We start from the raw sequence: 26,306 nt of genomic DNA, 5'->3' as shown, positions 1-26,306 counted from the left end.
GGGACAGGGGGCGTCCACACGAGCCATCGCGCTGCCTTGCCGCATCGGTATGGGGGCCTCACTCCTTTACGCACAAAGGAGCAGACACGCATGCGCGCACTCAGCTACCAGGGTCCTTACAAGGTCCGGGTGCAGGACAAGCCCGACCCTCGAATCGAGCATCCCCAGGACGCGGTGCTCAAGGTCACGAAGACGGCCATCTGTGGCTCGGACCTGCACCTGCTGCACGGCCTCATTCCCGACACGCGGGTGGGCTGTACCTTCGGCCACGAGTTCGCCGGTGTCGTCGAGGAAGTGGGGCCGGGCGTCACCAACCTCAAGCCGGGAGACCGGGTGGTGGTGCCCTTCAACATCTCCTGCGGGGCGTGCTTCTACTGCAAGAAGGGCCTGACGGCGTGCTGTGAGAACTCCAACCCCTCCAGCGACGTCGCGTGCGGCACGTTCGGCTATTCGCACACCACGGGCGGCTACGACGGCGGACAGGCGGAGTACGTGCGCGTGCCCTTCGCCAACGTGGGGCCCATGAAGATTCCGGACGACATGGACGAGGAGGACGTCCTCTTCCTCAGTGACATCTTCCCCACCGGCTACATGGGCGCGGAGATGGGCGGCATCCAGCCGGGAGACACGGTGGTGGTGTTCGGCGCGGGCCCGGTGGGCCTCTTCGCCATGAAGAGCGCGTGGCTGATGGGCGCGGGCCGCGTCATCGCGGTGGACATGCAGGACTACCGGCTCGACTTCGCCCGGAAGTTCGCCCACGTGGAGACGCTGAACTTCAAGGACGTGGACATCGTCACCGCCATCAAGGAGACCACCGAGGGCCGCGGCGCCGACGTGAGCATCGAGGCGGTAGGCTGTGAAGCGGAGGGCTCGCTCCTGCAGCGGGTGCTGGGCCTGGGGCTGATGGCCGAGGCGGGCGCCACCACGGCGCTCAACTGGTGCATGCACGCCACTCGCAAGGGCGGCGTCATCTCGGTGGTGGGCGTGTACGGGCCGCCGTGGAACCTGGTGGATATCGGCACGGCGATGAACAAGAACCAGACGCTGCGGCTGGGGCAGTGCAACGTGAAGCGCTACATGCCGCACCTGCTGGAGCACATCCGCAAGGGGCGCGTGGACGCCAAGGGCATCATCACCCACCGCTTCAGCCTGGAGGACGCGCCGAAGGCGTACGACCTCTTCTCCAAGAAACAGGACGGCTGCATCAAGTGCGTCCTCTCCCCGCATGGCCATGCCTGAGAAGGAGCCCACCATGAACCCGAACGTGAGAGACATTCCCGGGTACGGCGTGGACGCCGACCCCCGGAGCCGTCCCGGCTTCCCCAGGGAGGAGTCGCCCCAGCTGCGCGGCGATGCCCTGGGCACGCCGCCGCGTCAGCAGTCGGACGTGACGGTGTTCAAGCATGGCCAGCCCGCGCGGAAGATGCCGCCGGTGTTCGGCACGGCCCAGCCGCCCAGGGGCGTCTCCGGCATGCTGCGGCGCCTGGCCTACAAGTATCCGGACCACTGGACGCGGCACTGGATGATGTTGCTGCTGGCGGACCGGGTGGACGTGGCCGAGCACAAGCTGCGGAGGGGACTTCCAGCGCTCACCGCCGCGGCGGCGGTCCTCTTCGCCGGCCGCGTCGTGATGCGCCAGCTCCGCGGCTGAGCGCCTCCCGCGCGGCGCTACTTGCGCAGCAGCGTGCCCTCGAAGAAGAACGCCAGGCAGGCGGCGAGGATGAGCCACGTCCACAGCGGCACGGACGGCTTGTCCGCGTCGCCCGTGGAGGCCTTCACCGTCTCCTCTCCGAAGTAGGCGGTGAGCGTGTCCTGGGGCACACGTCCCAGGTCGCTCTCCGACGGGTCGAGGATGGCGGCGAAGGAGAGGTCGGGCTGCACCTTCCCGTCCGCGCCGAGGACGGAGTACACGCCCGGCTCCATCACCGGCCCCGCCACCAGCGAGCCATCCGGCTGCTCCTTGACGGACACCTCGCTGCCGTCCGGCGCGCGCACCGCGGACACCTTCCGCCCGCCTTCCGGGCGCAGCGTCGCGCCTTCGCCCACGCGCACGCGCACCTCCTCGCGCTCGTCCAACGAGCCGGTGAGGTACGCGGCGAAGCGCTGCATCAGCGGCAGGAAGGACGTGCGGATGGCGAAGTCGCTCCAGTCGCGGTCCACCGTGCTGGTGAGCAGCGCCACGCGCCCCTTGCCCTTGCGCGCCACCGCCACCGCGGGCGCGCCGTCCTCGTAGGTGGCCAGCACCTGGCTGGCGCCGGACGCGCCGGGGCTGTCCGCTTCCAGCAGCATGTACTTGTAGAAGCGCGCCCCCACGAGCCCTTCCTCCGCCTGCCCCGTGAAGGGCGAGAAGAGGACGTGCTCCACGGACACCTGCGCCAGCCTCGCGCTCTTGGTGTCCGCGTCCGGGTCGTCGCGCTCGGCGCTGGTGCGCACCAGGCGCAGCGGGCGGGGGAGCACCGTGCCCAGGCGCTGGTTGTACGCCTCCGGGTTCACATGGTCGCCCATGCTGATGAAGAGGCCGCCGCCGCTCTCCACGAAGGCCGCCAGCTTCTGGGCCTCGTCGGCGCCCGGGGCGGGCACGTTGAGCAGCAGCACCAGGTCGTAGGCGGAGAAGTCCTCGCGCAGGCCCACCTCCGCGTCGCGCGTGGCCACCTCCACCGGAGAGCCCGGCGCGGTGAGGGCCGCGTCCACGAAGAAGGCCTCGTCCCGGTAGCGCGTCGCGTGGGGGGAGCCATTCACCACCAGCGCCTTCAGCGCCCGCGGCACCGGCAGCACGAAGGAGCGCTGGTCATCCTCCGCCAGCGCGTCGGGCGCCAGCGCCACCTGGCCCAGCACCGTGCCGCCCTGCGGGAAGCGCACCGTGAGCGTCTTCTGCGTGGTGCCGCCCGGAGGGATGTCCACGAAGCCCTTGGCCAGCGTGGACTCACCCACGCGCACCGCGGCCTCCAGGTCCTTCACCGGCTCCGCGCCGAAGTTGCGCACCGTGAAGGTGAACTGGAACGCGCGCGGGCCGGCCTGCAGCGCGGGCTCCACCTTGAGGTCGACGATGGCGCGGTTGCTCAGCACCTCGTGCCCCTCGGCCGCGTCGCGCAGGACGACCTCCGGCTTCACGGGGGCGCCGGTGGGGCCCTTCACCGTGGGCGGCGGGGCCTCCAGCCGGAAGGCCGCGGCCGTCATGTCGGAGACCAGCACCAGCCGCTTGGCCGGCATGGGGCTCTCCTCCAGGGCGCGCGCCGCCATGTCCAGACAGCGCGACAGGTCCGCGCCGCCGTAGGTGGCCTTGGCTTCGTCCACCAGCGAGCGCAGGCGGCCCCGGTCGAAGCCGGGCGGCGGCGGGGCGGCGGGGGCCTGCGTGCAGACGAGCACCGTGGCGGGCTCCTCCGGCAGCAGGTCCTTCAGCGCGTCGCGCGCTTCATCCCGGGCGCGCTCGAAGTTGGACGTGCCGTCCGACCAGCGCATGGACAGCGAGGCGTCCAGGATGATGGCCGTGGCCGCGGGGCCCTTCACCACCTGCGCGGCGGCGGCGTCACGCGTCAGCTCGGGCCGGGCCAGGGCAATGGGGATGGCCAGCAGGATGAGCGTGCGCAGCGCGTACAGCAGCAGCCGCTTGAGCTTGAGCCGGCTGGCGGTGCGCTTCTGGCTGCGCATCACGAAGGCCAGCGGCCCGAAGGGGTGCGGCCGGGGACGGCGCCGGTCGAACAGGTGCACCAGCAAGGGGATGAGGGCGCCCAGCGCGCCCAGCAGCATCCACGGATTGCCGAAGGTCACCGGCGCCTCCCGCGCCGCGCCAGGTACCGCAGCAGCACGTCATCGAGTTTGTCGTCGGTGCGCACCAGCTCGTAGTCCACGTCCGCCTCGGCGCACGCGGCCTTCACGCTCGCCAGGAAGGCGTTGAACTCCTCCAGGTAGCTCTCCTTGATTTCGCGCGGGTTCACCTCGATGCGGCCCTGGCCCTCCATGTCGAGGAAGAGCGTGGGGTCGTCGAAGGGGAAGGTCAGCTCCGCCGGGTCCACCAGGTGGAACACGGACACGTCGTTCTTCCGCTGCCGCAGCGCCAGGACGCGGCGCAGGGCGTCCTGGTTCTCGTCCAGCAGGTCCGACAGGACGACGATGCTGGAGCGCCGCGGCAGCACCTCCGCCAGGTGGTCCGCCGCGCTGCCCAAATCGGTGGCGCCGGCGGGCGCGGTGTGCTCCAGCGTGTCCAGCAGCACGTTGAGGTGCCCGGCCGACGCGCGCGGCGGCACGTCCTTCCACTTGCCGCCCGCCATCAGCGCCAGGCCCGCGGCGTCCTGCTGGCGCACCAGCAGGTAGCACAGCGCGCCGGCCAGCGTGGTGGCGACATCGAGCTTGCTGAGCGCGCCGCTGCGGTAGCCCATGGAGGCGGACGCATCCACCACCATGACGGCGCGCAGGTTCGTCTCGTGCTCGAAGCGCTTGACGTAGTACTTGTCGAACTTGCCGTAGGCCTTCCAGTCCAGGTGGCGGAGCTCGTCGCCCGGGGCGTACTCCTTGTGCTCCGCGAACTCCACGCTCTGCCCCTGATGGGGGCTCTTGTGGAGGCCGGACAACACGCCCTCCATCACCGCGCGGGCGCGCAGCTTCACTCCCTGGAGGCGGGCCAGTGTCTGGGCGTCGAGCAGCATGGCGCGGCCCTGGGCCTAGCCCTTCACCACCGTGAGGAGCTGGTCGATGAGCTTCACCGAGGTGATGCCCTCGCTCTCCGCGGTGAAGTTGGGCAGCACGCGGTGGCGGAGCACGGGGCGGGCCAGGGCGCGCACGTCCTCGACGGTGGCCACGAAGCGGCCGTGGAGGATGGCGCGCGCCTTCGCGGCCACCACCAGGTACTGGCTGGCGCGCGGCCCGGCGCCCCAGGACGCGTTCTTGGCGATGAAGTCCGGCGCGCCCGGCTCCTTGGGCCGCGTGTGGCGCACCAGCTCCACCGCGTAGCGCACCACGTGGTCCGGCACCGGCACCCGGCGCACCAGCTCCTGGAGCGCGAGGATGCGCTCGGGTGACAGAATCTTCTCCAGCTTCGGCTGTGGGCCGCCGGTGGTGCTCTTGACGATCTGCACCTCCTCGTCGGCGGTGGGGTAGCCCACGTCCACCAGGAACATGAAGCGGTCGAGCTGGGCCTCGGGCAGCGGGTAGGTGCCCTCCTGCTCGATGGGGTTCTGCGTGGCGAAGACGAGGAACGGCAGCTCCAGCGGGTACGTGCGGCCACCGGCGGTGACGCGGTACTCCTGCATGGCCTGCAGCAGCGCGGCCTGCGTCTTGGGCGGGGTGCGGTTCACCTCGTCCGCGAGGATGATGTTCGCGAACAGCGGGCCCTGGAGGAAGCGGAAGGTGCGCCGGCCGGTGGTGCGGTCCTCCTCGAGGATGTCCGTGCCGGTGATGTCCGACGGCATCAGGTCCGGCGTGAACTGGATGCGGTTGAAGGACAGGTTGAGGACGTCCGCCAGCGTGGAGATGAGCAGCGTCTTGGCGAGGCCCGGCACGCCCACGAAGAGGCAGTGGCCGCGGCTGAAGAGGGAGATGAGCAGGTGCTCCACCACTTCGCGCTGGCCGACGACGCGCTTTTCAATCTGGGCGACGATTTCGTTACGGGCCTGGGCGAGCTCCTCGACGGCACGGAGGTCGTCGCTGGAGGCGTCGGGCACGGGCAGAGAGTCGGGGGCGGCGCTTTCCATGGAAGGGTTCTCTTAATTCGTGGGCGGCGCTGGGACCAAAGGATTCCGCCACCCTTGCGCCTGGGCGTGCGCTGCCAACGGTTCAGGGGGCGACCTATTCCGCTGCCGCACACCCCGGCACGCCGGGGCACATGGGCGTGCTGATCGCCTGCATGCCCCCCTGCCATGTGACAGTGCCTCCGGGCCCAGGGGGAATGCCGGGGGCTGGACACGCTGCTTAGGTTCCCAAGGCCTCGCTTCCGGCGGACGGGAGCGGGCTCCTTGGAGAACGTCATGCGGTCAATTCGGCGTGGTGGGCGTGGCAACCACTGGACGGGGCTGCTTTCAGTCGCCCTGCTGTGGGGGGCGGGCGGGTGCGGCGGGAGCAGCGGGGACGGGGGGGAGCCGGCCGGAGCGCCGCGGACGGGCGACGAGGCCGCACCGGGCGTCTCCACGGTGCCCACGATGCCGGGAGACGCCACGCGGCTTCCGCAGCGGCCCGCGCCGGCCATGGCCGCCCCCTGGAACCAGGTGGTGGGCGGGCCCCAGGACGACGTGGGGACAGGTGTGGCCACGGCCCCCTCCGGGGATGTGGCGGTGGTGGTGTCCAGCACGCCGCGTCAGGACGCCGACCGCGAGCCGGTGGAGGGCGAGAAGCTGGCGCTGACGCTGGCGCGCTACACGGCGGAGGGGGCGCCGCGCTGGTCGCGTGAGTGGGTGCGCAACCGCTTCTCCGACACGCGGGTGGCGGCGAGCGACGCGGCGACGTTCCTGTCGGGCAACGCGTTCCTCTACTCGGCGGACTTCGGCCTGGGCGAGGCGCAGGACGGCTTCCTGGTGAAGTTCGACGCGGAGGGTACCCCGGTGTGGCAGCACCGCGTGGGGCAGAAGGTCTACGCCATCGCCGCGGACGCGCGAGGCGGCGTGCTGGCCGCGGGCGAGGAGTGGGAGGGGGAGACCATCGAGGACCCCGTGCTCACGCGCTACGCCGCGGATGGCTCCGTGCTGTGGACGCGGCGTTTCCGGGGCGCGAACATGGACAGCGCGCTGCACGCGGCGGCGCTGGCGCCGTCGGGACAGGCGATTCTGGCGGGGCAGCTCGTGGACACGCTGGAGGTGGACGGCCAGACGTTCGGCGCCCCCGGTGTGCGCGGCTTCGTGGTGCTCGCGTTCGACGCATCCGGGCGCCTGCTGTGGGGCAAGGAGGTGCCGGGCGCGAAGGGCCGCATCACCTCGGTGACGGTGGCGCCGGATGGCACCATCGCGGCGGCGGGTGACTTCATGGGCCTGCTGGTGTGGGGCGCGTCGTCGCTCGGCTCCTCGGGGGCCTTCGTGCTGACCACGGGCGCGGATGGGAGCGAGCGCTGGGTGCGGCAGCCTGACTGTGGCCAGGTGACGGAGCTGGGGGCGTCTGTCGCCGTGGAGGACTCGGGCCGCGTGGCCGTGGCGTGTGGCGACGTGCTGACGCGCTACGCCGCCTCGGGGGCGTGGCTGGGCGAGCAGACGCTGGCCGCGCAGCCGTGCGCCAGCGGGGTGTGCTCGCTGACCACGGCGGGGGTGGTGGCGGTGCCGGGGCGCGGGGTCGCCGTCACCGGCTGGCAGCGCGACGGCGCGGGGGACACCTGGAACCAGGACGCCTTCCTCCGGCTCGTGGTGCCGTAGCCGCCAGGGCCGCTACAGTGCGCGGCCATGTCCGCTCCTGTCGCCGAGGTCCTCCTCGAGGTGGAGGGTGCCGTCGCCACCCTCACCCTCCATGACACCGCCCGCCGCAACGTGATGACGCCCGAGCTGGGAGACGCGCTCCGTGCGCGGGTCGAGGCGCTGAAGCTGCGCGACGACGTCCGCGCCGTGGTGCTCACGGGCGCGGGTGGGGCCTTCTCGGCTGGCGGAGACCTGAAGATGCTGGAGCGGCTGCGCCAGGCCTCGTTCGAGGAGGCGCGGACCTTCATGCTGGACTTCTACGCGCGCTATCTCAGCGTGCTGGAGCTGCCGGTGCCCGTCATCGCCGCGGTGGATGGGCCGGCGATTGGCGCGGGGCTGTGCGTGGCGCTGGCGTGTGACCTCTGCCTCGTGGCCGAGGACTCGAAGCTGGCGCTCAACTTCGTCCAGCTGGGGCTGCATCCGGGCATGGGGGCCACGTACCTGGCGCCGTACCGGGCCGGGGCCCAGGCGGGCGCCGAGCTGTTGCTCACGGGCCGCCGCTTCGATGGCAAGGAGGCGGTGAGGCTCGGGCTGGCGCTGGAGGCGGCGCCTTCCGGGCAGGTGCTCGCGCGGGCGCGGGAGCTGGCGGGGCGCATTGCCGCGAACGCGCCGCTGGCCGTGCGCGCGCTGAAGACGCGGCTGGGCGTCGACAGGACGCAGCTCCTGCGTGCGTTGGAGGCCGAAGCCCGCTTCCAGGCGGAGAGCTACGGAAGCGAGGACCTGGGCGAAGGACTGGCCGCGGCCGCCGAGCGCCGCGCGCCTGTGTTCAAGGGGCGCTGAGCCCGTCCGGGCCTCGCCTCAGTACACGTTGTACTTGCGGCGCAGCGCCTCGTGCTCCTCGGCGTTGCGAGACGGCCGGAGGATGCGCTGCGCATCATGCAGGTAGTACCAGTACTCGCTCGGCTTGGGCGACATCGCGGCCTGGAGCGACGCCACCGTGGGCGCGCCGATGGGGCCGGGCGGCAGGCCCTTCTTGTGCCGCGTGTTGTACGGGTCCTGCGGGTCCCTCAACCGCTTGAGGAAGGCGACGCGGTCATTCCACTGCGCCAGCTCGTAGCGGGACGTGGCGTCCACGCCGAGCGGGAAGCCCTTGTCCACGCGCTTCCAGAGGATGCCCGCGACGAGGGGGCGCTGCTCCGGGAGCGGCTCCTCGCGCTCCAGCATGGAGGCCATCACCACCACCTCGTGCAGGGTGCGCCCGCTCTTCGCGATGGCGTCGCGGTTGGGGGCGTAGAAGCGCTGCGCGAAGGCATCCAGCTGGCGCTGGATGAGCGCCTTCACGTCGAACTTGCCCGGAATCACGCCGTAGGTCTCCGGGTAGAGGTAGCCCTCCAGCGTGCCCGTCGAGGGCAGGGGGAAGGGCGCGGTGAAGTCCTGGGGCCTGCTGGCCGCGGCGATGTACGCGCCCGCCTTGATGTAGCCCGCCGCCGCGAGCGCCGCGTCGGTGTCGCGCAGGCGCCAGCCCTCGACGACGACGAAGGGCACGTCCTCGGGAATCGGGTTGCCTTCCAGCTCCGTGGCCAGCTCGGCCAGCGTCATGGAGGCGCTGACCTCGTGACGGCCCGCCTTGGGCGCGAAGCTGCCGCGCCGGTACAGGTGCCAGCGCCACACCCGCGCGTCACGGATGAGGCCCTGTGACTCGAGCAGCGTGCCCAGGCCGCGCCCGGAGGTGCCCTTGGGAACGGTGAACTCCACCACGTCCGCGCCGGGCGGCGCCGCCGCCGTGCGAGTCTGCTGCTCCAGCCAGAAGAAGGCGCCCGCGCCGGACGCCACCAGCAGCACGAAGGCTGCACCCAGGACCCAGAGAATCCGCTTCATTCGCGGCGCACGCTATCACCGGATTCGCGCCGTGCCTCCGTTCCGACACGCAGATGTCGCCTCCTGGGCGCCCGGCGGGCCGGCGGTCAGGCGGCCGGTGCCGTCCCGAGCTTCAGGTCCCGGTGCAGCCCTGTGTCCCGGCTCACGCGCCAGATTTTTTGATCCAGGTAGTAATGGTGGAGCGCGAAGCCCCAGATGAAGCACTCCATCAGGTTGCGCAGCGTGAGCCCCGCGCCCAGTGCCATCCTCGAGTCGAAGGCGCCGCAGCCCGGGTGCGCGCCGAAGCCGCAGCCCAGGCCCCGGTACAGCAGTGTGAACACGACACCGCACGCCGCGTAGATGATGAAGCGCTGGCTCACCTTGGGCGCCCAGCCGAACGGTGTGGGGTCCACGCCCGCCGCGTGGTAGCGGTTGCGGTGATAGAACCAGACCACGCCGTGGTACTGCACGTTGTGGAACGCCGTCACCGCGACGGCGAACATGATGAAGTCCATGCGCGCCGCGACAGGGGGCCAGAACACCACGGCCGTCAGCGCCAGCGCCGAGCCCATCATCAGCAGCTTCGGGCCGTTCACCTTCAGCCCCGCGCGGTGGCGCTGCACCTGCCGGCCCGCGTAGAGCACCACCAGCGCCAGCACGCCGGTGAAGCACGCCCCGGCCACCACTGGCTCCCACGTGGGCGGGCCCAGCAAGCCCAGCTGCTTGCGCGCCCCCGAATGGGTCACCGCGAACGCGACGAAAGGGGCCAGGAGCCCCGTGTACAGCGTCACGCTGTCGAGCCGTCGGTCCAGTGGCAGCGACTCACCCCCCTTGCGCTGATACAGCACCATGATGCCGTAGTGCTGCCGCACCACGTGCCAGTACGCCCACAGCGCGGCCAGCGTCATGAAGAGGGCGAAGGGCAGCTTCGTTCCCAGCGCCGCTGACAGGCCGAAGGACACCGGCCCCGCGGCGAACCAGGCCAGGCTGCCCAGCAGCAGGCGCCGCCGCGTCTGCCGCTCCCGCGCATCCAGATAGGTGCGGGACACGGTCGCGAACAGGTGGGGACCGTCCAGCGCCAGCACCCAGGCCCACCACAGCACCAGGCTGCTGACGCCGCCCCAGACATGGAGTCCGACCAGCGCGAGGCTCACGGCGAAGCCGCCCACCGTGGATAGCAGGTCGTGCCGCCGGTCGACGAGCCAGCCCGCGCTCGCGGGGGCTGGGACTGCGAGGGGGATGGCGCTCATGGGGGCTCCCGAGGGACGCCGCGAAGATTATGGGAAGGTGCAGGTAGTCAGTTTGTCCACCTGACGTTGACCATTCGCCGGGAGGGGAGGCAAGGGGGCAAAACCTACTTGAGCGGCGGGTCGCGTACCGCGATTGTCCTCGCCATGGATCAAGGCAGGCGCACCACGGACAGGAAGGCAGTTGGCCTGCTGGTGAAGCTGAAACATGAGAGCGTGGGGAGCTTCGCGGAGGAGTTCGCCACGAACCTGAGCCCGGGTGGGATGTTCATCCGCTCGCGCACACCGCAGTCGGTGGGGACCCCCGTCAAGTTCGAGGTGCAGATCGCCGGCGGTGTGCGCGTGCTTCGTGGCACCGCGATGGTCCGCTGGGTCCGTGAAGTGGGTGACCCCGCGGGGCCCCCGGGCATGGGCCTCCAGTTCGAGGAACTGGACACGTCGAGCCGCGCGCTCGTCGAGATGATGACGATGCGCAAGGCCGTCGCGGATGCCGGCGGGCCCGCTGCCCAGCCGCTGCCCTCGATTGCGCCGTCCGTGGCCCCGTCGATTGCGCCTGCCGTGGCCCCCGCGGTCGCGCCGTCCGTGGCGCCGATGCAGCCTCGCCCCGCGCCCGTGCCTCCCGTCCAGGCGCGTCCCGCGCCCGTGGCGCCGGTGCAGCCGCGCCCCGTGGCGCCCGCACGTCCCGCGCCCGCCGAGCCGGGTGGCATGGGGCTCGACTCGCTGTTCGATGACATCGAGCCGGACAGCAACGCGGCCGCGCCTGGCACCCTGGACGAGCCCTTCGATTTCTCTCCGGCGCCCGCGCCCACCGGGGTGCCCGTCTCGTATTCGCCGCCGCCTCCCGTTGCCGCGGATGACGTGGACATTCCGCTCGACGAGCTCATCGCGAGCACGCCCCCGCCGCCCGCGGTGCCGGAGGTCGACGAGCCGCTGCCCGGCTTCGAGTTCGAACTCGAGAGCCCGTCCAGCGAGGCCCCCGTGGCCATGGGGGCGCCGCTCGACGAGCCGCCCATCGAAGTCGGCATCTCGCTGGAGGTCGAGCCGCAGTCCACCGCGCCATCGGGCGGGGCGGCACTGGAGTTCGAGCTGGACCTGGGCGACGTGGTGGCGGAGCCGCCTCGCGCGTCACCGCCACCGCCGAGTGTGGCCCCCGCGAGCGGCGGCGCCTTCGAGTTCGAGCTGGACCTGGGCGACGTGGAGCCCGCGGCCACGCGGCCTCCACCGCGTGCGCCGGCTCCCACCGCGCCCGCGGCCGTCTCAGGGGGCGGCGCCTTCGAGTTCGACCTGGACCTGAGCGACGCCGAGCCCGCGCCGCCAGTGGCTCGGCCTCCAGCGCCACCGCAGCCACGTGCTCCGGTGCCGCCGCCCGCGCCGGCCACGGCCCGCTCCGGGGGCGGCAGCATCGAGTTCGACCTCGACCTGTCCGACGACGTGACCGAGGCGCCTCCCATCGCCCCGCCGCCCCCACCGCGCGCGCCTCCGCCCGCGCCTGTTTCCGGCGGTGGCGCCTTCGAGTTCGACTTCGCCGTGACGGAGGACACGCGGAAGCCGTCACCGCCGCCCGCGCCGGCCGCGGCCCGCTCCGGGGGCGGCAGCATCGAGTTCGATCTCGACCTGTCCGATGACGTGACCGAGGCCCCTCCCGTTGCCCCGCCGCCGCCTCCGCGCGCGGCGCCGGTGCCTCCGCCCGCGCCCGCGCAGCCGCCCGCGGCGGTCCGGCCGCCTCCGCCTCCGCCCGTGGCTCCGCCTCCGCCGCCCCAGCAAGGGCTGCCGCAGGTGCGTCGTGAGGCGCCCCGTGCGCCCGAGCCATCGGCGACGCCCACGGTGCTCGCGCCCGCCGTGGCGAAGGCGCCCGCCCAGGCGCCCGCGCTCGACGAGCACGGCTTGCCGAAGACGGTGTTCCTGCCCCCGCCGGGCCCGCTCAGTGGCACGGGGCCCGTCATCGGCATCGACCTGGGAACCACGAACTCGTGCGTGGCGCTGCTCTCCAACGGCCGGCCCATCGTGCTGCGCTCGCGCGAGGGCTACAACACCATCCCCTCCGTCATCTCCCTCAACGCGCAGAACAAGCTGCTCGTCAGCCACCGGGCGAAGAACCAGCTGGTGCTGCGCCCCCAGCACACCATCTACGGCGCGAAGCGGCTCGTCGGGCGCCCCTATGACAGCGCCGTGGTGAACCAGGTCCGCGAGCGCTTCCACTACGACATCGTCCCCGACTCCGCGGGCCGCGCCGCCGTGCGGCTGGCGGACACCGCGCTGTCGCTGGAAGAGGTGCAGGCCATCATCCTCCGCGAGTGCAAGGAGATGGCGGAGGCCCACCTCAACCAGAAGGTGGAGCGCGCGGTGGTGACGGTGCCCGCGTACTACTCCGAGCCGCAGCGTGAGGCCGTGCGCAAGTCCGGCATCCTCGCGGGCCTCAAGGTGGAGCGCATCCTCAACGAGCCCACCTCCGCCGCGCTCGCCTACGGCCTCAACCGCGAGCTCAACAAGAAGGTGCTCGTCTACGACCTGGGCGGCGGAACCTTCGACGCCACGATTCTGAAAATCGAGAAGAACGTCTTCGAGGTGCTCGGCACCGGCGGCGACATCTTCCTGGGCGGTATCGACTTCGACAACCTCATCGTCGACTACCTGCTGGCGCGCTTCCAGGAGAAGGAGGGCATCGCCTTCACGGGCGACGGCATCGCCCTGTCGCGCGTGAGCGACGCCGCCGAGCGCGCGAAGATGGGCCTGTCCGAGCGCAGCACCTTCGAGGTCCACATCCCGATGTTGATGATGGACGACTCGGGCAGGCCGCGGGACCTGCGCGTCGTCCTCAACCGGCAGGAGCTGGAGAAGATCTGCGAGCCGCTGCTCAGCCGCACCATCGACGTGGTGCGCGACGTGCTCCTGGACGCGAAGCTGAAGGCCTCCGAGGTGGACGACATCATCCTCGTGGGCGGCATGAGCCGCATGCCGCTGGTGCGCGACAAGCTCAAGTCGCTCTTCGGCAAGGGGCCGCAGGCGAGCGTCAACGCGGACGAGGCGGTGGCCCTGGGCGCGGCGCTCTACTCCGGCTCCGTGGACAAGGTGAGCAGCGTGGTGCTCATCGACGTGCTGCCGATGACGGTGGGCGTGGCCATGCCCGGCGGCGCCTTCAAGCGTGTCATCGAGCGCAACAGCCCGCTGCCCGCGCAGCGCTCCTTCGCCATCAACACGACGAAGGACAACGAGGAGGCGCTGGAGCTGTCCATCTTCCAGGGCGAGGACAGCCACATCTCCGCCAACGAGTACCTGGGCACCGTGCGCATCGAGGGCCTGCCCAAGGGCCCGAAGGGCTCCGTGCGCGTGGCGGTGACGCTCAAGCTCGACTCCGAATGCGTGCTGCACGTGGAGGCGCGCGAGTACTCCACGCGCAAGGAAGTGAAGGCCACGCTGGCCACGCGCTACTCGCCCGAGGAGCTCCAGAAGCAGCTCCAGGTCAGCAAGGAGTCCGTGAAGGCCGCCGAGGAGCGCCGCGGCGCCGACCTCAAGGAACGCGCGGGTGGCTTCTGGGGCTTCCTGAAGAAGGCGCTGGGCCGGAAGTAGCTTCCCGCCATGACGGCCACCGCGCCTCGGTACATGACGCGCTTCCGGTGCCTCGCGCAGGACTGCGAGGACACCTGCTGCGCGGGGCTCGTCGTCCCCGTCAGCGAGGCGCACTTGCGCCGCCTGCGCGAAGCCGTGGCGGGAGGCCCGGACGCGGAGCGGGTGGACACCTTCATCCGCTCCGAGCCCGGCGCTGCTCCCGGGGATGAGGCCGTCATCGCGAAGCGCGACGACGGCCATTGCGTGTTCCTGGATGCGCGGAAGACGTGCTCTCTGCACCGCGCCTACGGCGAGCCCGCGCTGCCGGACGCCTGCGCCACCTTCCCCCGCGTCGCCACCCGCTGGATGCACGGGCTGGAGGTGGCCGGCTCGCTCGCCTGTCCCGAGGTGGCCCGCCTGTGCCTGCTGGCGGAGGACGCCGTGGAGCCGGTGCCGGTGCCCGAGTCGCTCGCCATCCGTCCCGAGGCGGCGCGGCCTCTGGACACGGACGCCGGGGACGCGTGGACACGGCATGCGAGCGCCGTGCGCGCCACCGCGCTGGCCCTGCTCCAGCGTCAGGAGCTGCCCTTCGCCGCGCGGCTGTTCGCGCTGGGGCAGCTGGGGCTCCGGCTGGACGGCTTCTACTTCCAGGGCACGGAGGTGTTTCGCGGCGGCGCGCGCGAGGGCGCGGAGGCGCTGCTGACAGAGGTGCTGCACGCGTTCTCCCTGCCGGAGACGCTGGCGGGGCTGCACGATGGCTTCGCGGCGCTGGACCTGCCGGGAGGCCCGTGGGCAGGCATCTGCGCCACCGTGCTGAGGGCCCGCCGGGGCGCCGTCCAGAGCGAGCGCTTCCTGACGCTGGTGGACCTGGTGCTGGAGTCCTACGGCGGCGCGGACCTGGTGCCTGACAACGCCTGGCGTCTCCACGCGGAGCGGCGCGCGCGGCTGTCACCCGGCTTGGCCGCGAGGGTGGAGCAGTACTTCCGCCACCACGCTGTGAATCACTGGCTGCGCCGGCCCTTCACGGACGCGCCCGGCGTGCTGGACTACGTGTTCCGCATGGTGCTCCGCGAGGCGGTCCTCTGCTGGACGCTCTTCGGTCACCCCTCGGTGGTGGCGCTCTGCGCGGCGGGCGGGGCGGACACGGAGGAGGCGCGCTCGAGATTGGACGCCTCGGCGGTGGAGTGCTTCCAGCTCATCGCCAAGCATGTCGAGCAGGCGCCCCAGCTCCACTCCCTCGCCCAGGGGCTGGCGGGGAGCGGGGGCGCCGAGACGCTCGGCCGGATGCTCGTGCTGCTCAAGGGGCTCTGAGGCCCCTCAGCGCTGCGCGCGGGGCGTCGCGCCCAGGCGGCGCATGGCTTCCTGGAACACGGGGTACTCCTGCGCGCCCTGGAGGCCGAAGCGCTCGCCGATGACGAAGGTGGGCACCGCGCTGACGCCGAGGGTGCGCGCCTCCTGGATGGCGTCCTCCACGACCTTCGTGTAGCGCCCGTCTTCCACTGCGCGCTGCATCGCGTCCGGGTCCAGGCCCGCCTCCTCGGCGGCGCCCCGGAGCGTGTCCCACTGCCAGAGGTCCTGACCCTCGCTCCAGTAGCGGCGCAGGACGGCGCCGTGGAACGGCTCCAGCTTGCCCTGCTCGCGGGCGTACTCCGTGGCCTCGTGGGCGCGGCGGGTGGACGGGGTGATGTCCCGCATCACCAGGGCGAGCCCGGCTGCCTGGGCGCGGAGCTTCAGCGGGTTGTTCGGGTCCTTCATCTTCTCGCGCACGTAATCGGGGAGGGGCAGGCCCTCGGGAGGCGTCTCCGGGCGCAGGTAGAAGGGACGCCAGTCCACCTGGACGTCGTACTCCTTCTTCAGCTTCTGGACCTCGGCGTAGCCGATGTAGCACCAGGGGCAGACGTAATCGGACCACACGCGCAGGGTGACGGGCTCGCTCATGCGGCCGTGTCTAACCGCGTCGAGGCGCCGCGTCATGACGGAGTGCGCCGCGAATGCGTGCGGGTGCACCCCGGGTACGCGAAGGTGGACAGGGCGGGCCGTAGCAGGCAGCGTCCACCTCCGACAACCGTGCCCGTGACGCACCCCTCGGGTGGGGTGACCGCGGGGCGACTGAACCAGGAGACTGCCTTGCCGCTGTCGCTTCTCGCGGCCCTGGCCCTGGGCGCTACCCCGGCGCCGGCCCGGCCCCAGCCATTCACCCACCACGACATGATTACGATGCGCCGGCTGAGCAGCCCGCGCGTCTCTCCGGATGGGAAGCAGGTCGCCTACGTCCTGCGCACCACGGACATGGAGGCCAACCGGGGGCTCACCGACCTGTGGCTCGTCGGCGTCGACGGAAACGCCGCGCCGCGCCAGCTCACCTCGCATCCGGCGGGGGACTCCGAGCCCACCTGGGCGCCGGACGGAAAGAGCCTCTTCTTCCTGTCCTCGCGCGGCGGCTCGTCGCAGGTGTGGCGCCTGCCCGTGGACGGCGGCGAGGCCGTGCAGGTGACGAAGCTGCCCCTGGACGTGGGCGCCTTCCGCCTGTCGCCGGACGGCACGCGCCTGGCCGTGGCGCTGGAGGTCTTCCCGGACTGCCCCACGCTGGAGTGCAACACGCAGCGCGAGGAGGAGCGCTCCAAGCGCAAGGCCACCGGCCGCACGTATGACAAGCTCTTCGTCCGTCACTGGGACACGTGGAAGGACGGGCGGCGCTCGCACGTCTTCGTCGTCCCCGTGGCCGGCGGCGCGCCCGTGGACGTGATGAAGGGCATGGACGCGGACAGCCCCTCCAAGCCCTTCGGCGGCGCGGAGGAGTTCACCTTCACGCCGGACAACAAGAGCATCGTCTTCGCCGCGCGTGACGTGGGCCGCGCCGAGGCCTGGTCCACGGACCTGGACCTCTTCGTCGCGCCCATCGACGGCAAGACGAAGCCGCGCAAGCTGACGGAGAAGAACCGCGCCACCGACACCAGCCCCGTCTTCAGCCCGGACGGCAAGACGCTGGCGTACCTGGCCATGTCCCGCCCCGGCTTCGAGGCGGACCGCTACCGCGTCATCCTGCGCACGTGGCCGGGTGGCCAGGAGCGCGTGCTCACCCAGGACTGGGACCGCTCCGTCGGCAGCCTCGCGTGGAGCCCGGACGGCAAGACGCTGTACGCGAGCGCCGGGCACATCGGCCAGCAGCCCGTCTTCGCGCTGGACGTGGCCACGGGCAAGCCCACCCAGCTCACGAAGGAAGGCAGCGCGGACGCGCCGCAGCCCGCGGCGGGTGGCCGCATCGTCTACGTGTACGACGACCTGGACTCGCCCGCGGACCTGCACGTGATGAACGCGGACGGCTCGGGCTCGCGTCAGCTCACCCAGGTGAACCAGGACGCGCTGGCGCGCATCCGCTTCGGTGGCTTCGAGCAGTTCTCGTTCCCCGGCTGGAACAACGAGACGGTCTACGCCTACGTCGTGAAGCCGGTGAACTTCGACCCGAAGAAGAAGTACCCGCTGGCCTTCCTCATCCACGGCGGTCCGCAGGGTTCGTTCGGCAACCACTTCCATTACCGGTGGAACCCGCAGGTGTACGCGGGGCGTGGCTACGTGGCCGTCATGGTCGACTTCCACGGCTCCACGGGCTACGGGCAGGCCTTCACGGACTCCATCTCCGATGACTGGGGTGGCAAGCCGTTCGAGGACCTGCAGAAGGGCCTGGCCGCCGCGCTCAAGCGCTACAGCTTCATCAACCAGGACAAGATGTGCGCGCTGGGAGCCAGCTACGGCGGGTACATGATCAACTGGATTGCGGGCAACTGGCCGGACGGCTTCAAGTGCCTCGTCAACCACGACGGCATCCTCGACGAGCGCATGGGCTACTTCGACACCGAGGAGCTGTGGTTCCCGGAGTGGGAGCACAAGGGCACGCCGTGGGAGAACCCGGCGGGCTACAGCAAGCACAACCCGATCGAGCACGTCGCGAAGTGGAAGACGCCGATGATGGTCATCCACGGCGGCCAGGACTTCCGCGTGGTGGAGACGCAGGGCCTGGGCACCTTCACGGCGCTCCAGCGCAAGGGCATTCCGTCCAAGCTGCTCTACTTCCCGGAGGAGAACCACTGGGTGCTGCGCCCGGCCAACAGCGTGCAGTGGCACGACGAGGTCCTGGGCTGGCTGGACCAGTGGACGCGCAAGTAGCCGCGGTGTGACGTCGTCGTGCTCGGGGCCCGCGTCGGAAGATGCGGGCCCCGTTGTCTTGGGGCTCAGGGAACGCCGTTGCAGGCGCCGATGCAGGCGGTGCGAATCTGCGAACAGGTCCGGCTGCTGACGCAGTCCGCGCAGTAGGCGAGCGTTTCCCGGCGGCGGTCCTGGTCCTGCTGCTCCATCCAGGCGCGGAGGTCGTCTTCGCACGACTGGACGTTGAGCGTGTCCGTGAAACACTCCTTCCGCCTCTCGCAGATGGTGTCCGTGTCGCTGAAGCAGCCGGACAGCAGCGCGCTCACGGTGACGAGAAAGGTCAGGGGCAGCGTCCGATTCATCATGGCACCATCATGCCCTCACGAGGGCCGGCCTTCATCCGTGGGCAGCGCGGGTGTGCGGCGTGTGAAGGTGCGCCGTGTCTCGCGGGTCAGTGCTCCGGAGATGGCGGGGGCTGCTGCCCGGAGCCACCCACGCCGGTGCTGTCTCCCAGCTTGCCCAGCATGTTCCAGGCCTGCTGCCGGTGGGCGGGCACCTGCTTGCCGAGGTCCTGGAGCATGGCGGAGAGCTCCGGGGAGGCCTTGGGCATGGCCTTCTGGGCGGTGAGGACCAGGCCCAGGACGGCGTCGTGGTTCGCGACCTGTGACGACAGATAGGCCGAGTCGAAGGGGGCGCCGTTGATGACCTGGAGTTGCTCCAGGGTGGCCTTGTCCTTGGCCATGGAGGCTTCCTCCGCGTCGTTCATGGCCTTGGGCGTCTCCGCCAGCTTCAGGCCCTTGCTGCGCGCATAGGACGTGAGCTTCTGGTCCAGCGCGGTGTGCGCCTTCATCATGATGGCGCCGAAGGCCTTCACGTCCGCGTTCTGCGAGCGCTGCTGGGCGAGCTGGCCCGCCTTGATTTCCTGCTGGTTCGCGTAGTGCAGCCGGTCGAGCAGCGCCTTCTCGTCCGTGGGGGCGGTGTAGCCGCGGTACGTGGCCATGCCCTTCTGCACGGACACGGTGTCCTGCGCGGAGGGCGGGCTGTCGGGAACGCCGGACTGCGCGAACGAGATGCCCTGGGTGAACAGCGAGGCGGCGAGGACGAGCCCCGGGAGGGGATGCTTCATGGCGTGCGGCTCCTTGTGCGTGGAGAAATGCGGGCGCGCACGTTGGAGCGGCGTCGGAGCGGGATGCACGGCGAGAGGAGACACGTTCGTGCGCCACTTCACGGGAGGGAAGGGCAGGGTGCGGCGGATGACGGTGCTGCTGCCTGTCCGTCGCAGGCCGTGCGTTGAGTGCTTCACCTGAACGGCCCCGGGAGGCCCGGGGCGCATGGGCACCCCCGCCATGCGGGCGGGCGCGGGCCGCCAGACCGGCGGGCGCCGCGCCCTGCCGGGACGTGCCGCCTACTTCGTTGGCGTTCCCGAGGTGCCGTGGTCCATGTCGCCGTGGTCCATGGTGTCGCCCGGGGTACCGGAGCCGCCCACGCCCATGGAGCTCCCGAGCTTGCCGAGGATGGTCCAGGCCTGCTCGCGGTGGGCTGGCATCTTCTGACTGGCTTCCTGGAGCATGGCGGAGACCTCGGCCGGAGCGTTGGGCATGCCTTGCCGGGCGGCCAGCACCTTGCCCAGCGCGGCGTCATGGTCGCCGACCTGCCCGGCCATGTAACAGGAGTCGAAGGGGAGCCCCTTGAGCGTCTTGAGTTCCTCCATCGTCGCCTGGTCCTGCGCCATGGCCTTCTTCTCCATGTCGTTCATGGGCCGGGGCTTGTCGGAGAGCTTCATGCCCTTGCTCTGAGCATAGGTCATGAGCTTCTGGTCCATGGCCGTGTGGTCCTTCACCATCATGTCGGCGAAGGACTTCACCTCCGGGCTCTGTGCGTTCTGCTGGGCGAGCTTGCCGAGCATGATTTCCTGCTGGTTGGTGTAGTGCAGCCGCTCCAGCAGGGCCCGCTCGTCCGTCGGAGCCATGAAGCCCCGGTACTCCACCATGCCTTTCTGTGCGGAGGCCTTGCCTTGTGTGTTGTCCTGCGCAAATGACAGGCCGCCGGTCAGCAGTGACGTGGCGAGGATGACTCCCTGGAAGGTCCGCTTCATGTCTTGCATCTCCTGGTACGTGTGAGGTGTCGCATCGACCGCGAAGCGCACCTTGAATTGGGCATTGGGCGGTGGGGTGGGGAGGGCTGGCGTTGTTGCATGGGAATGCACGCTTGGTTCGGGACCGGGTGCGTTGCCCGACAGTGGCGTTGCACTGGAGACCGAGACCGCGTTCAGTGGCTGGGAGGGCGCACTTCGTGCTCCGGATTCCTTCTGTGTGGCGGCGGGGCAGGGGGCACGCCTGGGGCGGGCCGGCTTGTCTCCGGAGCATGCTGCCAGGGCCAGCGTCCCTCGAGCTCCACGGTGAGGGTGAAGCTGAGGAAGGTCCGGATGAGGACGATGAGCCCGAGCACCAGCACGCCATCCAGCGTCGGGCGCTGGCTGACGGTGCGGATGATGTCGGCGGCGACGAGGAACTCCAGGCCCAGCAGGATGGCGCGGCCCAGGTCGAGCCGGAAGCGGCGGTAGGCCTCACTGGTGGAGAGCCGCTGCCGCGTGGCGAGCAGGACGAGGGCGAAGACGGCGCCCAGCACCATGGTGCCCACGCCCGCCCATTCCATGAACTGGGCGGCCAGCGAGATGAGGGAATGGACCTCCATCGAGCCTCGCATGCGGGAAGCTAGGCATTGAAGGGCGTCGGTCTACCGAGCGGCCGGTCCAAGGGCCGATGGCCCGGCTGCTGAGAGCCTCCGGTCCATGGCGCCTTCGAGGTGCTTCCATGCCTCACGCGAGCGGCTCGCTGGATAGCCATTGCTGCGCGCCGCGATGAGCGGTTCGAGCGCCCGGGAATCAGTGTCCCCAAGGGCAGGAGGAAAGTCGCTGCCTGACCGCGTCCCACGCGCCACAAGCCTCGCATGCGGGCAACACATCCAGCGCCTGCATCCGATTGAGCCCACCGCAGCGCGGGATTCCTGCGCCTTCGGCCGCACGCCAGGCGGCTGTGAGGCCGAAGGCATCTGCATTCAGAGGGCTCCTGGTTCGGCGATGCGGCGCCTCCCCTCCAGCGCGCAGGCACGGACGCGACGCCGGGGCTCTGAGCCTCTCAGTTCCCCGCGTCCGGCTTCTCGGGCTGCGCCGCGTCCTTCGGCGCCCCCGTGTCCGGCGTGCCGGACACGTTCATCTCCGACAGCTCGCCTTCCTCCCGGAGGAACTGCTGGGCCACCCGGTCCACCTCGTCGACCTTGAGGCCCGTGAGCAGCGCGCTCGCCTGCCGCGCTCGCCCCGCCAGCTCCGTCTCGCCCAGCGAGCCGTGGATGCGCGTGAGGGCCAGGTGGATTTCCGGGTCGAACGGGTCCGACGCCAGCGCCTCCAGGTAGGCCGTCTTCGCCTTCGAGTAGTCCTTCCGGTACAGCAGGATGCGGCCCAGGTGGACGTTCGTCGACGGCGAGCCCGGGTGCACGCGCAGGCTGCCGCGCAGCACGCGCTCCGCCTCGTCCAGCCGCCGCAGCTCCAGCAGGGCCAGCGCGTACTTGTTGGACACCGACTCGTACTTGTCGCCCACCAGCTCGTGCGCCTTGGCGTACTCCTCCGCCGCGGCCTTCACGCGGTTGCGCTCGCGCAGCAGCTCACCCAGGTGCGCGAACTTGCGCGCGGGGACCTCCGTCACCTCCTGGAAGTCGCCGAAGGAGATTTCACGCCCCTTCTTCTCGCTCTCGTCCTTCACCTGGCCCTTGGCGTCTTCCTTCAGCACCACCCGGTCCTCGCGCGGCAACAGCTCGGTGGGGAAGGGCTGCTTCTTGATGTGCGCCAGCCAGGACTTCTCGAAGAGCGGGAAGGGCATGCCCATCGCCGTCTCCACCGCCTTGCGGTCCTTCTGCCCGGCCTTCAGCTCCTGGATGATGGCGCGCAGGCCCGCGTTGCCCTTGACGCTGTGAATGTAGTCGATGGCGTAGAACACCTCCGCGAACGCGGTGGCCGCGTCCTCCGCCGTGGGCAGCAGCGCAATCGACGGGTGCATCTTCTCGAAGGGGATGAGCGTGTCCGCCTTCACCCGCTTGCCCAGCAGCGCCTGCGTGGAGGGCGTCATCGCCAGCCCCGCCTTGCCGCGCCAGCGCGACTCCAGGAACTTGGCCAGCCCCTCGTGCAGCCAGATGGGCACCGTGTTGCGGCTCATTTGGCTGATGACCAGGTGGATGTACTCGTGCGCCAGCGTGTCCTGCCAGTCGTAGCCGCGCGCCACCGCCTTGGGGCTGGTCACCATCAGCTTGTTGAACTTGCAGATGGCGATGGTGCCCGTGGTGCCAATCTGCTTCTCCGTCAGCGTGCTCACCTTCGACAGCTCGCGCGCGTTGCTCACCACCTCCACGCGAATCTTGCCGCCCGGCGGCGTCCAGCCGAGGTCCTCCTTCATCGCGCGGTGGATGGCCTCCAGCGTCTCCAGCGCATAGGGCACCAGCACCTCCTCCTTCCCCTTGGGGTACAGGAAGATGAAGTGCTCGCTCTCCGCGCGCTGGTGGGCCTTCGTGATGTCGCGCGTGTCCTTGGCCAGGCGCAGGTAGCTGCCCGGCTTGTCCTCGATGTTGGCGCCCTCCAGCAGCGCCACCGCGTCGTCGTAGCGGCCTTCCTCGAAGGCCACCCGGCCCTGGTAGTACTTCAGCGGCTCGACGTCGGCGGGGAGCAGCTTCTCCACCTCGGCCAGCTCGCGCCGGGCGCCGGGGACGTCCCAGTCGTCCAGCTCCGTCTCCACGCGGCCCAGCCGCTCCTTCACCTCTTCCTTGAGCGAGGCATCCTGGGCCCACGCCGCGTGCGGCGCGCAGAAGGCGCTCACGGCCAGGGCCGCGAAGAGGGCCCGGACCCAGGCAAGCTGTCCGGACGGTTGCTTCAGCGCGTGGCGGCTCACTTCACCAGCTCCTCGTAGTAGCGCTTCACCTGCTCCCGGTACTTCTCCGGAGCGCCCTGCTTCATCGCGTCCAGCAGGTCCTTGCGGAACTCCTTCGGCGCCTGGAAGGCGTCCTCATCCGGCAGCTCCACCTTCTGCTTCGGGTCCCTCCCGTTGCCCTGCTGGCGGCGGCCCATGCCCATGGGGAGCGGGAGCCCGCCCTTGCCGCCGCGCTGGCCCTCCTGCATCTGCTGCTGGAACTGGCGCAGGCCCTCCAGCGCCGCCTGCTGCTCGCCGTAGCCACGGCCCGGGTCCTTGCCCTGCATCCGCCGGGCGGCCTCGCCCATGCGCTGGCCGGCGCCCTCCATCTGCTGCGTGGCCTCCTCGCCGAAGATGGGCGCCATCTGCTGCATCTCCTCCATCTGCTGGCGCAGGCCCTGCGCGCGCTCCTCCAGCTGCGACTGCTGCTCGCTGAGCTGCTGGAGCTGCTGCTTCTCCTGCGACGACAGCTGCGAGCCCGGAGGCGGGAAGAGGGACTGGAGCTGCCGGTTCACCTCGGACACGTTGCGCGCGTCGCGGCCCAGGCGCTGCGCCAGCTCCGTGGACTGCTTCACCACCTCTTCCGGATTGCCGAACATCTCGTCCAGGTGGCGCTGCTGCTCGCCCATCATCGACAGCTGCCGGGCCGCGTCCTCCGCCCGCGCCGCCGCCTCGGCCGCCAGGTCGTAGTCGTTGACCTTCAGCGCGTTCTCCACGTTCTTGAGCTCCGCCTGGGCCTCCTCCAGCGGCCGCGCGGCGCGGCTGTTGAGCTGGCCGGGCTCCAGCGCCTTGTAGCTCTCCTGCGCCTGCTGCACCTTGCGCATCAGGCTGTCCTTGATGGACTCGCCCTTCTCCGCCAGCCGCTCGCGGTTCTGCGAGCGCGCCTGGTCGCGAAGCTGGCGCGTCTGGTCCGCGACGCGCTGCTGCTCCTGCACCGTGTCCTGGAGCTCCTCCATGAACTTGCCGAACTTCTCGGCCAGCTCGGGGTACTGCTCGCCGCCGAACTCGTCGCCCGCCTGGTCCAGGTTCTCGAGCATCTCGTCCATCTGCATGCCCAGCTCCTGGAGCTTCGCCAGGGCCTCGTCCGCCTTGCCCTCGCGCATCAGCTTCTCCACGTCGTCGAGCGCGCTGCGCAGGTCCTGGTCCTTCATCATCTCGGACAGGGCCTCGGCGTTGAGGTGCTCGTCGCGGATGCCCTTGCGCATCTCCGCCATGCGCTGCATCAGCTCCTGGATGCGGGACTTGAGCTGCTGAATCTGCTCCATCACCGCCTGGCGCGCGGCCTCGTCCGGGTTGGACTTGTACTGCTCGATGAGGCTGGCCAGCTCGCGCCGCTCGTTGGAGAGCTGCTTGGCCATCTCCTGGAGCGCCTCCAGCTTCTGCCGGTCGAGCAGCGACTCCAGGTAGAGGATGTCCTTCTCCAGCTCCACAATCTCCTCGTTGACCACGGCGGTGAGGCGGTTGCCGGTGCCCCAGTCCTCGCCGCGGGCGCGCTGCGTGCGCAGGTAGAGGCGGCGCAGCTCCGCGGTGCCGCGGATGTGGCTGCCCAGCGACTCGGAGATGTTGCTCAGCGCGGAGACCAGCTCGGTGGGCACGTCCCGCTCGCGCGCCAGCTCCTGGGCCAGCGCCTTCATGTCGGCGACGAGGCTCTCGCCGCTGGTGTCCACGCTGGCCCCGGCGGTGATGGCCTGCGGGTCCTTCTGCTTCGCGCGCTCCGGCCCCTCCAGCCGGTCCGCGAGGTGGTCCACCATCCGGCCCCACAGCAGCTCCGTCTTCTCCAGCGCGGCGCGGCGGTGCTCGGCGGCGGAGTAGACGCGCAGCACCTGCGTGCGGCTGACGCCCTTCTTGGGGCCCTCCACCGCGTCGTTGTCCCGCGCCTCCACGTAGTAGGTAATCCGGTCGCCCGGGTCGAGCTTGAGGTTGCCCAGATCCCAGGTGTACGTGCCCCGCATGCGGCGGCCGTCCTCGCGCGGCAGCGGCACCCGCGTCTCCTGCTGGGCGCCGGGCGTGCGGAAGACGAGCGCCATGCCGGACAGGCCGTAGTCGTCCGAGGCCTCGTACTTGAGCGCCACCTGGTCTCCCGGGTCCACCTCCAGCTCCACCGTGGGCGTCAGCAGCGACACCTCGGGCGCCTTGTCCGCCTCCACGGTGAGCGCGATGTCCGGGCCCACCGCGAGCGCCTTGTCCCGCGCGCCGTAGAAGGCGAAGTGGTAGTGGCCGGACTGCTTCGCGACGAAGCTGCCCTCCAGGTCGCGGTTGCCCGTCACCTTCAGCGGCAGCGCCTGGTCGTTGACCACCAGCTCCGCGCGCTCCACCGGGCGGTCCGAGCGCGTCTTCAGCACGACCTCCGTTCCCGCTGGCGCGCTCACCTCGCCGTTCGTCCCCTGCACCGTGCGCGGCGCGAGGCCCGTATAGGCGGGGTAGCGGTACGTCAGCTCGATGTCGCCGGTGATGGGCTCCACCTGGGCCTGGGCCTTGGGCGTCGCCGCCACGGCCCGGATGCGCGCCAGGCCCGCGGACCAGCGGCCGCCGAGCACGCCCATCAGCACCAGCAGGGCCAGCAGCACGCCACCCGCGCCCAGGGCCACATGGCGCACCGGACGGCTGTCCACCACCGAGCGCGCGTCCACCGTGCGGGCGCGCGTGTCCATCTGCTGCAGGAAGGCGCCGGCCAGCTCCGGCGAGCCATTGCCCGGCGCGTCCGGCTCGCGCATCAGCTCCACCGCGGCGAGCACGTCCAGGGACAGCTCCGGGCGCTTCTCGCCCACCAGCCGCGCGGTGAGGATGTCATCGCCCACGCGGCGCTGGGCCAGCCACAGGCCGAAGACGCAGGCCACCGCCACGCCCACCGGCAGCGCCAGCCACAGCAGGGACGCCCCCGCGCGGGGAGCCACCAGCGCCAGGAAGCCTCCGGCCGAAAGCAGCAACGCCGTGGAGGCCACGCCCAGCATTCCCCCCTGGAGCCACAGGTAGCGGCGCTGGCGGGAGCGGACGGAGGCGAGCAGGGCCTCCACGCCAGGGGCCTCCAGGGAGGGCCGCGCCCGGGAGGCGGGAGTGGACGGCGGAGGAGGGGGCGGGGGCGGTAGCTCGGGGCCTGGGCTCTGCGGGGTGTCGAGATTCACGCTGTCCTGTCCGCTCCGTGGCGAGGCAACCCCTGGAGGGGCGGCCTATTTCCCGATTTTCTAGCAGCCACTCCCTTCCCGCGAAGGATAACGACCCGGAGGCCCGCATGACGGGCTCCGGGTGTCTGGCGC

19 protein-coding genes are annotated in these 26,306 nt (G+C 70.9%); 7 read left to right on the top strand and 12 right to left on the bottom strand.

The window, feature by feature from the left end:
* The first annotated feature begins 90 nt into the window (after positions 1–90).
* A complete protein-coding gene (locus VZL07_RS09715) occupies positions 91–1,239 on the top strand; it encodes a zinc-dependent alcohol dehydrogenase (protein WP_426755158.1) in 1,149 nt (382 codons plus the stop codon).
* A 13-nt stretch (positions 1,240–1,252) separates the two neighbouring features.
* Positions 1,253–1,651, top strand: coding sequence for a hypothetical protein (locus VZL07_RS09710; protein WP_426755156.1), 399 nt, complete (start codon positions 1,253–1,255; stop codon positions 1,649–1,651).
* A 17-nt stretch (positions 1,652–1,668) separates the two neighbouring features.
* Here the strand turns inward: VZL07_RS09710 and VZL07_RS09705 are convergent, their stop codons facing one another.
* From VZL07_RS09705 to VZL07_RS09695, 3 genes are read right to left on the bottom strand one after another with little or no spacing between them, the layout of a single operon-like run.
* On the bottom strand, positions 1,669–3,768 hold the full coding sequence (locus VZL07_RS09705; RefSeq protein ID WP_426755155.1) for a BatA domain-containing protein: 2,100 nt from the start codon (positions 3,766–3,768) through the stop codon (positions 1,669–1,671).
* Complete coding sequence (locus VZL07_RS09700; RefSeq protein ID WP_426755154.1) at positions 3,765–4,643, bottom strand: DUF58 domain-containing protein; 879 nt, start codon at positions 4,641–4,643, stop codon at positions 3,765–3,767. The genes VZL07_RS09705 and VZL07_RS09700 overlap by 4 nt, the downstream gene beginning before the upstream one ends.
* Positions 4,644–4,658: 15 nt before the next feature.
* On the bottom strand, positions 4,659–5,687 hold the full coding sequence (locus tag VZL07_RS09695) for an AAA family ATPase (protein WP_013937762.1): 1,029 nt from the start codon (positions 5,685–5,687) through the stop codon (positions 4,659–4,661).
* A gap of 273 nt (positions 5,688–5,960) precedes the next feature.
* Between VZL07_RS09695 and VZL07_RS09690 the strand changes: the two genes are divergently transcribed.
* Positions 5,961–7,328, top strand: coding sequence for a hypothetical protein (locus VZL07_RS09690; protein WP_426755153.1), 1,368 nt, complete (start codon positions 5,961–5,963; stop codon positions 7,326–7,328).
* Positions 7,329–7,355: 27 nt separating this feature from the next.
* A complete protein-coding gene (locus tag VZL07_RS09685; protein WP_426755151.1) occupies positions 7,356–8,147 on the top strand; it encodes an enoyl-CoA hydratase/isomerase family protein in 792 nt (263 codons plus the stop codon).
* Positions 8,148–8,165: 18 nt separating this feature from the next.
* Here the strand turns inward: VZL07_RS09685 and mltG are convergent, their stop codons facing one another.
* Complete coding sequence (gene mltG / locus VZL07_RS09680; protein WP_426755149.1) at positions 8,166–9,185, bottom strand: endolytic transglycosylase MltG; 1,020 nt, start codon at positions 9,183–9,185, stop codon at positions 8,166–8,168.
* 86 nt (positions 9,186–9,271) lie between these two features.
* Positions 9,272–10,414 (bottom strand): hypothetical protein, encoded by a 1,143-nt coding sequence (locus VZL07_RS09675; protein ID WP_426755147.1) that lies wholly within the window; start codon positions 10,412–10,414, stop codon positions 9,272–9,274.
* Between the two features lie 144 nt (positions 10,415–10,558).
* Here VZL07_RS09675 and VZL07_RS09670 point away from each other — a divergent pair, with 144 nt between their 5' ends.
* Complete coding sequence (locus VZL07_RS09670) at positions 10,559–13,978, top strand: TIGR02266 family protein (protein ID WP_426755145.1); 3,420 nt, start codon at positions 10,559–10,561, stop codon at positions 13,976–13,978.
* 9 nt (positions 13,979–13,987) lie between these two features.
* The gene (fliB, locus tag VZL07_RS09665; protein ID WP_426755143.1) at positions 13,988–15,268 is read left to right on the top strand and encodes a flagellin lysine-N-methylase; all 1,281 of its coding nucleotides are present in this window, start codon (positions 13,988–13,990) and stop codon (positions 15,266–15,268) included.
* A gap of 6 nt (positions 15,269–15,274) precedes the next feature.
* On the opposite strand, the gene VZL07_RS09660 is transcribed toward fliB, so the two are convergent.
* Positions 15,275–15,895 (bottom strand): DsbA family oxidoreductase, encoded by a 621-nt coding sequence (locus tag VZL07_RS09660; RefSeq protein ID WP_426755141.1) that lies wholly within the window; start codon positions 15,893–15,895, stop codon positions 15,275–15,277.
* A 189-nt stretch (positions 15,896–16,084) separates the two neighbouring features.
* Here VZL07_RS09660 and VZL07_RS09655 point away from each other — a divergent pair, with 189 nt between their 5' ends.
* The gene (locus VZL07_RS09655) at positions 16,085–18,121 is read left to right on the top strand and encodes an LpqB family beta-propeller domain-containing protein (RefSeq protein WP_426755139.1); all 2,037 of its coding nucleotides are present in this window, start codon (positions 16,085–16,087) and stop codon (positions 18,119–18,121) included.
* Positions 18,122–18,186: 65 nt separating this feature from the next.
* Here VZL07_RS09655 and VZL07_RS09650 read toward each other — a convergent pair whose 3' ends face one another.
* From VZL07_RS09650 to VZL07_RS09625, 6 genes are all read right to left on the bottom strand, one after another.
* The gene (locus tag VZL07_RS09650) at positions 18,187–18,465 is read right to left on the bottom strand and encodes a hypothetical protein (protein WP_426755137.1); all 279 of its coding nucleotides are present in this window, start codon (positions 18,463–18,465) and stop codon (positions 18,187–18,189) included.
* An 86-nt stretch (positions 18,466–18,551) separates the two neighbouring features.
* Complete coding sequence (locus tag VZL07_RS09645; protein ID WP_426755135.1) at positions 18,552–19,226, bottom strand: DUF4142 domain-containing protein; 675 nt, start codon at positions 19,224–19,226, stop codon at positions 18,552–18,554.
* Positions 19,227–19,505: 279 nt separating this feature from the next.
* The gene (locus VZL07_RS09640; RefSeq protein WP_426755133.1) at positions 19,506–20,195 is read right to left on the bottom strand and encodes a DUF4142 domain-containing protein; all 690 of its coding nucleotides are present in this window, start codon (positions 20,193–20,195) and stop codon (positions 19,506–19,508) included.
* A 173-nt stretch (positions 20,196–20,368) separates the two neighbouring features.
* Entirely contained in the window at positions 20,369–20,794 is a 426-nt protein-coding gene (locus VZL07_RS09635; RefSeq protein ID WP_426755131.1) for a DUF1622 domain-containing protein, read from the bottom strand.
* A gap of 443 nt (positions 20,795–21,237) precedes the next feature.
* Entirely contained in the window at positions 21,238–23,034 is a 1,797-nt protein-coding gene (locus VZL07_RS09630) for a peptidase MA family metallohydrolase (protein WP_426755129.1), read from the bottom strand.
* Positions 23,031–26,174: a DUF4175 family protein gene (locus tag VZL07_RS09625; protein WP_426755127.1), complete on the bottom strand. Its 3,144-nt coding sequence runs from the start codon at positions 26,172–26,174 to the stop codon at positions 23,031–23,033. Before VZL07_RS09625 ends, VZL07_RS09630 begins: the two co-directional genes overlap by 4 nt.
* Positions 26,175–26,306 lie beyond the last annotated feature (132 nt).

This window comes from Pseudomyxococcus flavus (genome assembly GCF_050038885.1).
Taxonomy (GTDB): domain Bacteria; phylum Myxococcota; class Myxococcia; order Myxococcales; family Myxococcaceae; genus Myxococcus; species Myxococcus flavus.
Note: the sequence above shows the minus strand (reverse complement) of the source record. Positions and strands in the feature narration are given on the sequence as shown.

What these genes read in the sequence shown, in the direction of transcription:
- VZL07_RS09700 (WP_426755154.1), bottom strand. Translation starts at nt 4,643, where the DNA reads ATGCTGCTCGACGCCCAGACACTGGCCCGCCTCCAGGGAGTGAAGCTG.
- VZL07_RS09675 (WP_426755147.1), bottom strand. Translation starts at nt 10,414, where the DNA reads ATGAGCGCCATCCCCCTCGCAGTCCCAGCCCCCGCGAGCGCGGGCTGG.
- fliB (WP_426755143.1), top strand. Translation starts at nt 13,988, where the DNA reads ATGACGGCCACCGCGCCTCGGTACATGACGCGCTTCCGGTGCCTCGCG.
- VZL07_RS09660 (WP_426755141.1), bottom strand. Translation starts at nt 15,895, where the DNA reads ATGAGCGAGCCCGTCACCCTGCGCGTGTGGTCCGATTACGTCTGCCCC.
- mltG (WP_426755149.1), bottom strand. Translation starts at nt 9,185, where the DNA reads ATGAAGCGGATTCTCTGGGTCCTGGGTGCAGCCTTCGTGCTGCTGGTG.
- VZL07_RS09690 (WP_426755153.1), top strand. Translation starts at nt 5,961, where the DNA reads ATGCGGTCAATTCGGCGTGGTGGGCGTGGCAACCACTGGACGGGGCTG.
- VZL07_RS09710 (WP_426755156.1), top strand. Translation starts at nt 1,253, where the DNA reads ATGAACCCGAACGTGAGAGACATTCCCGGGTACGGCGTGGACGCCGAC.
- VZL07_RS09635 (WP_426755131.1), bottom strand. Translation starts at nt 20,794, where the DNA reads ATGGAGGTCCATTCCCTCATCTCGCTGGCCGCCCAGTTCATGGAATGG.
- VZL07_RS09695 (WP_013937762.1), bottom strand. Translation starts at nt 5,687, where the DNA reads ATGGAAAGCGCCGCCCCCGACTCTCTGCCCGTGCCCGACGCCTCCAGC.
- VZL07_RS09715 (WP_426755158.1), top strand. Translation starts at nt 91, where the DNA reads ATGCGCGCACTCAGCTACCAGGGTCCTTACAAGGTCCGGGTGCAGGAC.
- VZL07_RS09685 (WP_426755151.1), top strand. Translation starts at nt 7,356, where the DNA reads ATGTCCGCTCCTGTCGCCGAGGTCCTCCTCGAGGTGGAGGGTGCCGTC.
- VZL07_RS09650 (WP_426755137.1), bottom strand. Translation starts at nt 18,465, where the DNA reads ATGATGAATCGGACGCTGCCCCTGACCTTTCTCGTCACCGTGAGCGCG.
- VZL07_RS09640 (WP_426755133.1), bottom strand. Translation starts at nt 20,195, where the DNA reads ATGAAGCGGACCTTCCAGGGAGTCATCCTCGCCACGTCACTGCTGACC.
- VZL07_RS09645 (WP_426755135.1), bottom strand. Translation starts at nt 19,226, where the DNA reads ATGAAGCATCCCCTCCCGGGGCTCGTCCTCGCCGCCTCGCTGTTCACC.
- VZL07_RS09670 (WP_426755145.1), top strand. Translation starts at nt 10,559, where the DNA reads ATGGATCAAGGCAGGCGCACCACGGACAGGAAGGCAGTTGGCCTGCTG.